This window comes from Capnocytophaga granulosa ATCC 51502, from assembly GCF_000411115.1.
In the GTDB taxonomy this organism is placed as follows: domain Bacteria; phylum Bacteroidota; class Bacteroidia; order Flavobacteriales; family Flavobacteriaceae; genus Capnocytophaga; species Capnocytophaga granulosa.
In genome coordinates this window covers 94,934-106,553 of record NZ_KE150256.1, presented here as the reverse complement: position 1 = coordinate 106,553, position 11,620 = coordinate 94,934, and the positions used below count along the sequence as shown (strand labels likewise).

Sequence of the window (11,620 nt, the reverse complement as noted above, 5' to 3'; positions counted from 1 at the left end):
AATACTAAAATTAGAAAAAAATGAAAAAAATAACAAATGTACTTAGAAAGTTCTCTTTCATAGCACTTTCTGCCGCTTTACTCTTTTCTTGTTCCAAAGAGGATAAAAATGATGAAAATGTTCCAGCTCCTAAAATAGAAGAATTGGAGTTAGGACATGAAAACTCTAAAATAGGTCACATAGGTGATGATGTACATATAGAAGCCCTCTTCTCTGCTGAAGGAATGATTAAGGAGACCAAACTACAGATTACTTATGCCAATGGGGAGTCTTCTTTCAAGATAGAGGAGATTTCTACTGAATTTGTAGGGAAAAAAGGAGGAAAAATACACAAACATGTGGATATTCCTGCCGATGCCAAAGAGGGAAATTATGACTTCTTATTCTCTGTTACCGACCAAAAAGGTCAAACAACCTCTGTCAAGGAGGTCTTGAAGGTAGAGAAGAAAAGAGATTTTACCGAGAATGAGACTCTTTCACTTGCAACCTTGCAATTAGGAGTGTTAAACAAAAGTATTGCTCTAAAGAAGGACGATTTTATAGCCAAATTCAGCAATGGGAATGTTGCTTATGAGCAGTCCAATCCTTTTGAACCCTTGGTGTATGAGGCCACTCGCCAAGAAGCACCTTTTGCAAAATATAAAGTAGCGGTTAGCTTTGCGAATGTATTTGACTTAGATATTCGCCCTTATCAAAGCTATGAAGGAGTGGATAGTATTACCATCACTCCCTTAGATGCTACAGGAGAAGAAGCTAAAAATGATCAGCCTAAAGAGATTTTTGAGTATTTTGAGCAGTATATCTCTTTCTTCAGTGGCAAACCTTATCAATATATCCGAGAAAATGATGATAAGGGGTATTCCGTGAAAAACTTTACGAAGGAAGAGTTCTACGCTACTTTTTCTAACAAGGAGCTAAAAGAAACAGACGCAGAGATCCTTTGGAATGCAAATCCTAATAAGCCTGCTGTGGAAAGCTCTAAAGCAAAGAATACGCCTATTGTGAAGCTAAAATACAAGCGCGAGAGTAATACTTACGAACTTTCCTTTGAGTTTAACCGACCTGCTGATTATACAAACAACTTAAAACAAAATTAAAAAAACAACAAGATGAAACACTTATTAAGCACACTAAGGACAGTACTAACAGCTACTCTTTTAGGGGTAGCAATTACCTCATGTAGTAAAGATCCACAGAAACCTAACAATGAAAAAGAGGACAAAGGTCATGAGGATCCCACTAGAGTAGAATTTGTTATCCGCAGAGGACACCTTCATGGGGTACGCTTCCATGGAGATCCTGAAAGTATCATAGCACCTGTACAGAGGTTCAAGTTTGAACTGGATCAAACGACCAAAAACTGGGTACGTAAGGATATGGATGGGAAGATACTAACCGAGGCCTCTCCTGTGGTAATGATAGAGGGGGCACACTATGCCATGGAAATTGTCTATTACAATAGCAAAGGCGAGCGTATGAACCACGAATTTACAAGTGCACAGATGCTCCCTATTCACCAGCACTTCTTTGAAGTAAAGAGCTATACCGATACCAAAACTCAACAAGAAAGTACTGATACAGCTTCTTTATTTACTTACACCTATCGTGATACAGATCCAGAACAAGTACCTATCGGAGACCTAATTGATGAAAAAAATAGTACCAAACGTTCTGTACTTACCGACAATCCTTTGGGATTGAAAGGCTATTTTGCTCCTGGAAAAGCCTATGCAAAATATGATATAAGAGTAAGTCTTTTCCATGTATTAAGAGGAACTAAAAATAAGAATAATCAACAAGGAGAATTTTATGCTTTTAATGCTCCTGGTGATGAGTTGAAAGCACGTAGTACTACCGATTTCTCTCAGAAGATACCAGTGCAAGTGATTACTTCTATCTCCTCTGGAGGGAAAGAAGACACTGCTCGCTATTACAAAGAGATAGCTGACTACTATAGCATTACTCCTGAAAGAGTAAAAGCGCTTATAGATGAAGCACGAGATAAACATGATTCTGCTACTTACTGGATGTAGGATAGGGAATAATAGTAGTAAGGGCGAATGGCAATTCGCCCTTACTGTTTTTAATCCTAAACTCTAAAAAGACCCAATACTAACCACTAACGACTAACCTCTTATTAAAGAGTCTTAATTTTATTCATAAATAAAACTTAAACTTGGCTACTAATTCATTTTTTTATTTTACTTTTGCGAAAAATTCGGTATGAAAGGAATTATTTTAGCAGGAGGTTCAGGCACAAGGCTTTACCCTATCACCAAAGGGGTTTCCAAGCAGTTGCTACCTATCTATGATAAGCCTATGATTTACTATCCGTTATCGGTGCTGATGCTTTCTGGTATTAGAGATATACTCATTATAACTACCCCTGAGGATGCAGCGGCTTTCCATCGTTTGCTTGGGGACGGAAGTCAATGGGGACTTAATCTTTCTTATGCTGTACAGCCTTCACCTGATGGTTTGGCCCAGGCCTTTATCATTGGGGAGGAATTTATCGCAGGGGACGATGTATGCTTGATCTTAGGAGATAATATCTTCTATGGACAGTCCTTTTCTCAAATGCTCTCTCAGGCAGTAGTCAATGTGCAAGAGGAGCAAAAGGCAACCGTCTTTGGCTATTATGTAAAAGACCCTGAGCGTTATGGTGTGGCTGAGTTTGATGCGGAAGGTAATGTTCTTTCAATAGAAGAAAAACCTAAAAATCCAAAGTCTAATTATGCTATTGTAGGCCTATATTTCTATCCTAACAAAGTGGTAGAGGTAGCCAAACAGATAAAGCCTTCTGCACGAGGAGAATTGGAGATTACTTCGGTAAACCAAGCATTCCTCCAAGCAAAAGAACTTAAAGTGCAACTCTTAGGGCGTGGTTTTGCTTGGCTGGACACAGGTACACATGATTCACTGACCGAAGCAACCAACTTTGTAGAGACCTTGGAAAAACGACAAGGATTGAAAATCTCTTGTTTGGAAGAGATTGCTTACCGAAAAGGTTGGATTAGTAAGGAAAAGCTGAAGAAACTGGCCCAGGAGCTCTCTAAGAATGGTTATGGGCAGTATTTGTTAGACTTAGTAAAATAAATCTAAATAGCTAAAAATGAATGTTATACAGACAGATATAGAAGGAGTTGTTATCATAGAACCCAAAGTCTTTGCCGATGAGAGGGGCTATTTCTTTGAATCTTTCTCTCAGCAAAGATTTATAGAAAACGTGTGTAGTACGACCTTTGTGCAAGACAACGAATCCAAATCTACCTATGGGGTACTTAGAGGATTGCACTTTCAAAAGCCACCTTATGCACAGTCTAAACTTGTTAGAGTAGTTAGTGGTGCCGTATGGGATGTAGCAGTCGATATACGCGAAGGGTCGCCTACCTTTGGTCGTTATGTAGGGGTAGAGCTTACAGCAGAGAACAAGAGACAGTTCTTTATACCGCGCGGTTTTGCTCATGGTTTTGTAGTGCTAAGTCCAGAAGCTGTTTTCCAATATAAGTGTGATGCTTATTATGCACCCGCCCATGAGGGTAGTGTTCTTTGGAGCGATGCGACTATTGCCATAGATTGGAAAATTCCAACAAAAGATATTATTCTATCAGAGAAAGACAAGCAAAGTCCTCTTCTAAAGGATGCTTGGCTATTTGATTACAAAGAAAAATTATATTAAAACATATATGAAAAATATACTCATCACAGGAGCAAGTGGACAACTTGCTATGGAAATTCACCAAGAATTACCTAAGTCCGCTACAAATCACTATATTTTTACCACAAGAAATGAGTTGGACGTAACCAATGTAGACAAGATCAATGCTTTTTTTAAAAAGCATAACATAGAGCTTGTGATCAATTGTGCTGCTTATACCAATGTCAATGGTTCTGAGATAGATAAAGAAACAGCTAACTTGGTCAATCACTTGGCTGTAAAAAATATCGCCCAAGCATGTACAGAACACAAGAGTGCTTGCATTCACCTCTCTACCGATTATGTATTTGCAGGAGATAAGAATACCCCTTATACAGAAACCGATGCCACTTCTCCTCTAGGAGCTTATGGACAAACCAAGTTATTGGGAGAGAGTGCTTTGCAACATTCCGATATTGATTTCTTAATCTTAAGAACCTCTTGGCTTTACTCTGCTTTTGGAAACAATTTTGTAAAAAATATCTTGCGTATCAGCAAAGAACGCAAAGAACTCAAAGTGGTATTTGATCAGGTAAGTACACCTACTTATGCCAAAGACTTAGCACGCTTTATTATCTTTGTGATTGAAAATAAGCTATATAGGGGCAGACAAGATGTATATCACTTCTCTAATGAAGGGGTGTGCTCTTGGTACGATTTTGCTGTAGAAATACTTAAGCTTGCCGGTAGCGATTGCAAGGTAATTCCTTGTAGAACAGAAGATTTCCCAACACCTGCAGCACGTCCTGCCTATTCTGTATTGGATAAAAACAAACTCAAATCGGATTTCAATTTCTTTATTCCTTACTGGAGAGATTCTTTAATATCCTTGATGTCTCAAAATACCTCATTAATATAAGATGAAGCATATTTTAATCACTGGCGGAGCAGGCTTTATCGGGGCTAACTTCGTAGTGTATTTTGCACAGAAATATCCCGATTATCATTTGGTAAATTTAGACAAACTCACTTATGCGGGGGATTTGGCGAACCTTACCGAGGTAGAACATGCCTCTAACTATACTTTTGTAAAGGGGGATATCTGTGATAGAAAACTCATAGAGTCTCTCTTTAAGCAATATGATTTCCAAGGAGTGATTCACTTTGCAGCCGAATCTCATGTGGATAACTCTATCGCTAATCCTGATGCGTTTATCACTACCAACATACATGGGACTTTTACCCTCTTGGATGTAGCACGCCACCACTGGATGGAGGCTCCTTTTGTAGTCAAAGAAGCCTATAAAGAGGCGCGTTTTCACCATATCTCTACCGATGAGGTATATGGTACTTTGGGGGAGACAGGTCTCTTTACTGAGACAACTCCTTATGCGCCTAATTCACCTTATAGTGCCTCCAAAGCCTCTTCGGACATGATTGTCAGGGCTTACTTCCATACTTATGGTATGAATGTAACTACTTCCAATTGCTCTAATAACTATGGGCCTAAGCAGCATAAGGAAAAACTGATTCCTACTATTATTCGCAAGGCCCTACAGGGAGAAGCTATTCCTATCTATGGAGATGGAAAGAATGTGCGCGACTGGCTTTATGTCTTAGACCATTGTACAGGGATAGACTTAGTCTTCCACAAAGGAAGAGCAGGGGAGACCTATAATATAGGCGGGCGCAACGAACGTGATAACCTCTTTATTGCAGGGCATATCTGTGAATTGTTAGATCAAAAACGCCCCTTGGCAGAAGGCAAGTCTTACAAAGACCTGATTACCTTTGTCAAAGACCGTGCGGGACACGACCGTCGCTATGCTATTGATGCTACCAAACTCGAAACCGAACTTGGCTGGCGTGCTCAGGAAAACTTTGAAACAGGGATTGTCAAGACCATTGATTGGTACCTCTCTTATTTTAAGGATTTGCTATAGCCTCAGCGGCTTTTTATTATGAAAGATATTGTCAAAGGCTACTTATGTGCCTTTATCTCGGCATTTACCTATGGACTGATTCCGCTTTTTATGATTCCTATCAAGAAAGCGGAAGCATTCTCGGTAGATGCCACTCTTTTTTACCGCTTCCTAATCGCCAGCGGATCTATTCTCTTATTCCTTTTCTATCAGAAGGAAAGGCTTGGTATAAGTTTTCGTGAAGGGCTTATTATGAGTGTCTTGGGCTTGCTCTATGCGTTTTCAGCAGAATTTCTATTCTTAGCTTATGACTACCTCAGCCCAGGGATTGCTTCTACTATCTTTTTCTGTTACCCTATTATTGTAGCTTTGGTATTGGTACTCTTCTATAAGGAGAGGATTACCTTGCCAACAGTACTCTCTCTACTCTTGGTAGTGGTCGGGGTAGGAGTACTGAGTATCAAGGAGGGAGCTGTGATCAACTATATAGGGTTGGGTATCTCTTTGCTTGGTGCTTTGGTATATGCGCTTTATATCTTAATTATCAATAAGGTACGTATAGAAGCCTCTGGAGTGAAAGTCTCTTTTTATTCCATGTTGTTTTCCTCGCTGTATTTCCTAGTTAAAGCGCTTATCTTAGGAAGAAGTATTGCGATTCCTTCCTTATCCTTAGCAGGAGACATTACTTTATTTGCCCTTGTTACTACGTCCCTTTCCTTAGTAGCCTTAGTGTATGCAGTACGCTATATAGGCTCTACTCCTACGGCGATTATGGGGGCCTTTGAGCCTATTGTGGCGGTACTTATCAGTGTGGGACTCTTCGGAGAAGCACTTACCTCCTCCTTGGTGATAGGCGGTGTGGTTATCATCACTGGGGTACTGATAGATATTGTCTTTAGAAAGCATTAGATAAGACACTAACATTCTTCTGGATAAAAAGTCCAGCCTTTGAGTTTCTCTTTCTTATACTTTTTCATAAAAGCTTCCTCTACCCATATGCTACGAAGGCTATTCTTGTTATAGAAAAAAGTGCCTTCTTTAGAGTGATTCGTGATATGTAGTAACTTGTGCTCTGTTTCTATCAGGGTATTATAGGAATATATCTTCGCAGGCACCCACTCAAATGTCCCTGGACACTGTTTTTCAAAGAAATCCATGGCTCTTTTGTTTAGCAAATAGATATAGACTTTATCAATGGATATACAATCCCATTTGGCGGCAATAGCTTCAAAGTCGCTAAAGTCAATTCGAATGTTCAAGTGTATAGGTTCAGGATCTTCAAACATCAAATAATCAGTAATAGAACCCTTTACAGACTGAAAAGCACCATATGCTCTATTTGGATAATTATTGGAAGTACCTATGGTATATAGCATTTTATTGGGTATTTGATTGTTAATGAGAGTTATATTGTATAGTATACTCAATAATCTATCTGTTCTGTGTTTTTAAATTGGTGTCCATATCTTTTTCAGTTAATTCAATAAAAACCTTATGAGGCATATGTAGCAGTACTTTTATAAGGATGCTTTCATTTATAAGATTTTGTTTAAAAAGAATAGACGTTAGAGGATAGTGTTATTTATGTTATAGTATTTTTGTTTCTATTTGCTGTATATTACGAAGTATAAGTTACAAACTTACGCTATCATAAGAGTATTTAAGTTCTTGTTCTAATTTATGAATTGTGTTTAAGTAATTTTCTATAAGATAATCACTTATTTTTGTTGTATTTATATGGTTTTTTAATATAGTCAATAACTCTTTTGTTACTTGGAAAGGAATTTTTTCTTTAGTAGATAGTATTTTTTTTACTTCTGTATGAAAATTTTCAATTGATTTCTTTTTAGGGCTTATATTAGGTATCGAAATCAAATAGTCCCATCTTTCCTCCCAAGAGTTATATTGAGGGAAAGAGGAAATGTTTAATGATACATAGTAATTTACCTTTTTGAGAGAGGTAGCTTCCTTAAAGAAATTAAAAACCTTGTCAGAAGGATATAGCTTATATCGCCAAACCATATTCCCTATACTTGATATAATATTAATTAGCATACATGTATTGGTTGAGAATGTTTTCCCTATGGCAACTAAGTGTTCCGCCAAAATAGCGTCTGTTAGTATGGGAATGTAGAATGTAGAAAACTCTTTTCTTGGGAATCTTTCAAAAGCAGACGTTATTTTTTCCAAATCCTCCTCATTATATGATTTCCAAAGGTATAATTTATCCCTTAAGTCTTCTAATATCTTTATTTTCTGTTGCATAAAAGTTACTTTTTGATTGATATAGTCATTCAAAATATTCATCAAATTCACTCATATTTCTCTGTCTTTAAAAGAGGAACGCCGATAATAAAAAAGGATTATCGGCGTTGTAGATTATTAGTCATTAGTCATTTGTTACTAACTAAGGAAATCAATGATATCGCTAGCTATCATGGTACTTTTCTTGGTATTCCTTACGTAGGTATCGGCAGCTTTTCCGTGGATATAAACTCCCACAATAGCAGCATTGAGAGGGGTATATCCCTGAGATAGAAGCCCCGTGATGACCCCTGTAAGTACATCACCACTGCCTGCGGTGGCAAGGGCAGGGTTTCCGGTGGAGTTCACCCAGAAGTGATCCCCGTCAGTAATCATGGTGAAAGCTCCTTTGAGTACCAAGATGATTTTGTGTTTCTTGGCAAACTCTTTGGCTTTTGCTTGACGGTCAAGGTCATCAGACCATTTGCCAATGAGGCGTTCCAATTCCTTGGGGTGTGGAGTGAGGATCGCATTCTTAGGGAGTGCACGCTGTAGATCTTCGCTGGAAGCAACAAGATTAAGTGCATCGGCATCAATAACAAATGGTACATTAGGGAATGTTCTAAGCAGGGCGGCTAAAGTTCCCTGTGCATAGGCGGAAGTCCCCATACCTATACCTATACCTATAGCATTGGGAGAGAAAGGAATATCAGTAGGGGCAAGTTCTTCTTCTTGGGAGGAGGTCAGCACCATAGCCTCTGGTAGGACTGTTTGTGCGATTTGATAGCCACACTTAGGCAACAGTAGGGTGAGCAGGCCTGCACCACTGCGTAGGGTGGCCTTACCACTAAGAACAGCGGAGCCTATCTTGCCATAGCTGCCTCCTACGATAAAGGCATGGCCATAGGTGCCTTTGTTGGTAAAGCGGTGGCGGGTACGTAGTAGGCGCTTGAGTTCTTTCTCCGTAGTATAGTCGTATTCGGTATTGACTTCCTTGAGATAGTCAAAGGAGAGAGGCAGTGGTAGCACTTCCCAATAGGGGATATAGCGGCCTGTCTGGGGAAGAAGGAAGGGGAGCTTGGGCGCAAAGAAAGTTAGTACCACATGAGGGGTTACGAATACATCTTTGTCCTCTCTATCACCGCCTAAGAAGAGACCTGAAGGTACATCTATACTGATGATGAGTCCTTTTTGGCGGTTGATTTCTTCAAAAACGCGTTGTACCCAAGGGGAAACCTTACGAGAGAGACCTATACCAAAGATAGCATCAATGGTGATAGGCTGGGTACCATTGTATTTGTTAGCGACAAAGTCTTCAAAGCCCTTAGCGGGTTTGCCCTTGATGGGTTGGAAGTGTTTGTCGTTGGCTTGTAGATAGTCTTCGGAGGTCGTAGGCTGGGAGACGGAGGTGATTTCTACCTGAGGGAAATTTTCCTTAAGCAGTTCTAAGTTTTTGGTAAAGTCAGCCGAATGAATTTCGCTAAAAGGAACAATAGTTACTTTTACTTTTTTACCAGCTTGCGAAAGTAGGCGTGCCAGCGCTAGGCCATCGCCGCCATTATTGCCTACCCCTGCATAGATATGGTAAGGGTTATCATTGGGAAGGTTTTTCTTGATCCATGCCATAAGATTGTTGGCGGCTCTTTCCATCTGATCCCAAGAGGTAATTTGTTGTTCCTCAATAGTGCGCTCGTCCGCAGCGCGCATTTGCTCATTAGTAAGTATTTTCATAAGTGAATTATTTAAAGAATTAGTAAAATGTTCTTTGTCAAAGGGTTAAGTAATCAATATTTCTAAAATAAGATAGGATCGCTTCCTTGAGTAGCACTTGTTGCTCCTGTTCTGTCAAGCTCAGGTGATCCTTTACTCTTCTATAAAAAGGCCAACCTTCCTTGTCTTTGTACTCCAAAAAGTAATATCCAAAAGGAGCTAGTACGCAGCAAGTGGCTATATGAATAAGGTTGATTTTGTCCTCCTTGGAGAAGACCTCATGAGGTTTTCCAAGCTCTTGAATACCAATCAAATAGAGGATTCTATCTATATCTAACTGCATAGGCAGAGAGAAATCCTCCTTAAGCTTTTGGGTGAGGATTTCCCACTGCTGACTAAGTGTTTTTTCAGTTGTCACAGGGTTGTTCTAAGGGAGAGCAAATATACTAATTTTTATGCAATTTAAAGATATGAACAGTTTTTATAATTTTGTTAAAAACTTTTACTTGTTGATAATCAATTGGTTAAAGGTATATGTGAAATTATTTTTTATCTATTGTTGGTGTTTTCAATTTTTTTTTATAATTTTGTAGTTCAGTTTAGAACATAGAAAAAGAAGAATATGAAAAAAATTGTTACAAGTATAGCTGTTATTAGTTTGCTCGCTGCTTGTGGCGAAAAAGCTGCTGAGGGGAAGGTTGATTATGCAGTACTCTCTGGTAAAGTTTCCTCTGTAGATGCCAAAGGGGAAAACCAAAAATTACTTCTATTACAGAATGATGAGGTTGTAAAGGAGATTCCTGTACAGGCCGATGGTACTTTCCGTGATACCATTCGCGAAATTGGAGACAATCATTTCTACTATCTTGTAGAGAATCCTGCAGTACAGACGCCTCTCTATCTGGCCAATGGTACCAATATGGAGCTTACGCTTAATGAAGAAGTGAGCAAGACTATGGTGTCTGGTAGCCAGACTAAGCAGACCCAATATTTAATAGAGCGTAATAGCTTTATTAATGACCGAATCAATGGGGCTGATTCCAACCTCTTTGGGCAAAAACCACAAGAATTTAAGGAAAATGTCAAGGCTTTCTTTGCAGAACTTGACAAAAAACTAAAGGCTTACGGCTTTGACGAAGAGTTTGTAAAGAACCAAGAGAAATGGACAAACTACAAGTTCGTAGAATACCTAACTATATTCCCTACTTATCACAGATATACCTCTGGCGATGAAGCTATTTTGCCTGATGATTTCTATGCAGAAAGAGATGGTATTGACTATGACAATGCTGAAGAGTTCCGCACCATAGATACTTATCGTGATTTAGTGCGTAGCAAGTTCTATACCATTATTAATAATCCTAATGATGCAGAGAATATAAAGAAATTTATCTCTGAGGTGAATGCTTTGAAATCCGACAATATCCGTGCTGATTTGGCCAAGGGGACTTTTCAATTAATCTCTCCTAGTAGTACAGTGAACAAGGAAATATTTGATTTTATCAATAAGAATGTAACTGATGAAAAGGTGAAAGAAGCTGCTAAAAAAGCCTATGATGTAGCTACTAAGCTAACTTCAGGCAGTCCTTCTCCTAAGTTCTCTAACTATGAAAACTTCAACGGAGGTACTACCTCTTTGGACGATTTCAAAGGTAAAGTAACTTATATAGATATATGGGCTACTTGGTGCTTACCTTGTCGTGGAGAAATTCCTGCTCTTAAGGAATTGGAAAAGAAATTCCATGGCAAAGATGTTGCTTTTGTAAGCATTTCTATAGATCAGAACAAAGACGAATGGAAAGAGTTCGTTAAGAGCGAAGACCTAAAAGGGGTACAACTTTTTGCTGAAAATGCTTTTGAGTCTCAGTTTATCCAAGACTATGGTATCCGCCAAATTCCTACTTTTATTATCATAGACAAAGAAGGTAAAATAGTCAATGCTGATGCACCACGTCCTTCAAGCGATGAGATCACAGGTCTTTTAGAAGGATTATTGAAAAAGTAATAGACATAATTTTTATACCTAATAAGAAGGCTGTCCCCCAAGGGCAGTCTTTTTTTTCTCAAAAGTAAAAAGTAAAAAGTAAAAAGTAAAAAGTGAAAAGTA

Annotated in this window: 12 protein-coding genes; 8 read left to right on the top strand and 4 right to left on the bottom strand. The window is 38.8% G+C overall.

Annotated features, from left to right (window positions below):
* The first annotated feature begins 20 nt into the window (after positions 1 to 20).
* The 7 genes from HMPREF9331_RS09410 (at position 21) to HMPREF9331_RS09380 (ending at position 6,468) form a co-directional block, all read left to right on the top strand.
* Positions 21 to 1,097 carry a DUF4625 domain-containing protein gene (locus HMPREF9331_RS09410; RefSeq protein WP_016420730.1) on the top strand — a complete coding sequence of 359 codons (1,077 nt, stop codon included), beginning with the start codon at positions 21 to 23 and terminating at the stop codon, positions 1,095 to 1,097.
* A 12-nt stretch (positions 1,098 to 1,109) separates the two neighbouring features.
* Positions 1,110 to 2,033: a hypothetical protein gene (locus HMPREF9331_RS09405; RefSeq protein ID WP_016420729.1), complete on the top strand. Its 924-nt coding sequence runs from the start codon at positions 1,110 to 1,112 to the stop codon at positions 2,031 to 2,033.
* 190 nt (positions 2,034 to 2,223) lie between these two features.
* Positions 2,224 to 3,096 carry a glucose-1-phosphate thymidylyltransferase RfbA gene (gene rfbA, locus HMPREF9331_RS09400; protein WP_016420728.1) on the top strand — a complete coding sequence of 291 codons (873 nt, stop codon included), beginning with the start codon at positions 2,224 to 2,226 and terminating at the stop codon, positions 3,094 to 3,096.
* Between the two features lie 16 nt (positions 3,097 to 3,112).
* Complete coding sequence (gene rfbC, locus HMPREF9331_RS09395; protein ID WP_016420727.1) at positions 3,113 to 3,679, top strand: dTDP-4-dehydrorhamnose 3,5-epimerase; 567 nt, start codon at positions 3,113 to 3,115, stop codon at positions 3,677 to 3,679.
* 7 nt (positions 3,680 to 3,686) lie between these two features.
* Positions 3,687 to 4,556 (top strand): dTDP-4-dehydrorhamnose reductase, encoded by an 870-nt coding sequence (rfbD, locus tag HMPREF9331_RS09390; protein ID WP_016420726.1) that lies wholly within the window; start codon positions 3,687 to 3,689, stop codon positions 4,554 to 4,556.
* A gap of 1 nt (position 4,557) precedes the next feature.
* Positions 4,558 to 5,580, top strand: coding sequence for a dTDP-glucose 4,6-dehydratase (gene rfbB, locus HMPREF9331_RS09385; protein ID WP_016420725.1), 1,023 nt, complete (start codon positions 4,558 to 4,560; stop codon positions 5,578 to 5,580).
* Between the two features lie 18 nt (positions 5,581 to 5,598).
* On the top strand, positions 5,599 to 6,468 hold the full coding sequence (locus tag HMPREF9331_RS09380) for a DMT family transporter (protein ID WP_016420724.1): 870 nt from the start codon (positions 5,599 to 5,601) through the stop codon (positions 6,466 to 6,468).
* An 8-nt stretch (positions 6,469 to 6,476) separates the two neighbouring features.
* On the opposite strand, the gene HMPREF9331_RS09375 is transcribed toward HMPREF9331_RS09380, so the two are convergent.
* The 4 genes from HMPREF9331_RS09375 to HMPREF9331_RS09360 all read right to left on the bottom strand — a co-directional run bounded on the left by HMPREF9331_RS09375 (position 6,477) and on the right by HMPREF9331_RS09360 (position 9,931).
* A complete protein-coding gene (locus tag HMPREF9331_RS09375) occupies positions 6,477 to 6,935 on the bottom strand; it encodes a hypothetical protein (protein WP_016420723.1) in 459 nt (152 codons plus the stop codon).
* Positions 6,936 to 7,191: 256 nt separating this feature from the next.
* Positions 7,192 to 7,824, bottom strand: coding sequence for a hypothetical protein (locus tag HMPREF9331_RS09370; RefSeq protein ID WP_016420722.1), 633 nt, complete (start codon positions 7,822 to 7,824; stop codon positions 7,192 to 7,194).
* 138 nt (positions 7,825 to 7,962) lie between these two features.
* Positions 7,963 to 9,534, bottom strand: a complete 1,572-nt coding sequence (locus HMPREF9331_RS09365; protein WP_016420721.1) for an NAD(P)H-hydrate dehydratase — start codon at positions 9,532 to 9,534, stop codon at positions 7,963 to 7,965.
* Between the two features lie 37 nt (positions 9,535 to 9,571).
* A complete protein-coding gene (locus HMPREF9331_RS09360; protein ID WP_016420720.1) occupies positions 9,572 to 9,931 on the bottom strand; it encodes a hypothetical protein in 360 nt (119 codons plus the stop codon).
* A 204-nt stretch (positions 9,932 to 10,135) separates the two neighbouring features.
* Between HMPREF9331_RS09360 and HMPREF9331_RS09355 the strand changes: the two genes are divergently transcribed.
* Positions 10,136 to 11,518 (top strand): TlpA family protein disulfide reductase, encoded by a 1,383-nt coding sequence (locus HMPREF9331_RS09355; protein ID WP_016420719.1) that lies wholly within the window; start codon positions 10,136 to 10,138, stop codon positions 11,516 to 11,518.
* Positions 11,519 to 11,620: the final 102 nt, after the last annotated feature.

Coding starts and splice junctions, on each gene's coding strand:
- rfbC (WP_016420727.1), top strand. CDS start 3,113: ATGAATGTTATACAGACAGATATAGAAGGAGTTGTTATCATAGAACCC.
- HMPREF9331_RS09370 (WP_016420722.1), bottom strand. CDS start 7,824: ATGCAACAGAAAATAAAGATATTAGAAGACTTAAGGGATAAATTATAC.
- HMPREF9331_RS09410 (WP_016420730.1), top strand. CDS start 21: ATGAAAAAAATAACAAATGTACTTAGAAAGTTCTCTTTCATAGCACTT.
- rfbB (WP_016420725.1), top strand. CDS start 4,558: ATGAAGCATATTTTAATCACTGGCGGAGCAGGCTTTATCGGGGCTAAC.
- HMPREF9331_RS09380 (WP_016420724.1), top strand. CDS start 5,599: ATGAAAGATATTGTCAAAGGCTACTTATGTGCCTTTATCTCGGCATTT.
- rfbA (WP_016420728.1), top strand. CDS start 2,224: ATGAAAGGAATTATTTTAGCAGGAGGTTCAGGCACAAGGCTTTACCCT.
- HMPREF9331_RS09375 (WP_016420723.1), bottom strand. CDS start 6,935: ATGCTATATACCATAGGTACTTCCAATAATTATCCAAATAGAGCATAT.
- HMPREF9331_RS09355 (WP_016420719.1), top strand. CDS start 10,136: ATGAAAAAAATTGTTACAAGTATAGCTGTTATTAGTTTGCTCGCTGCT.
- HMPREF9331_RS09365 (WP_016420721.1), bottom strand. CDS start 9,534: ATGAAAATACTTACTAATGAGCAAATGCGCGCTGCGGACGAGCGCACT.
- HMPREF9331_RS09405 (WP_016420729.1), top strand. CDS start 1,110: ATGAAACACTTATTAAGCACACTAAGGACAGTACTAACAGCTACTCTT.
- rfbD (WP_016420726.1), top strand. CDS start 3,687: ATGAAAAATATACTCATCACAGGAGCAAGTGGACAACTTGCTATGGAA.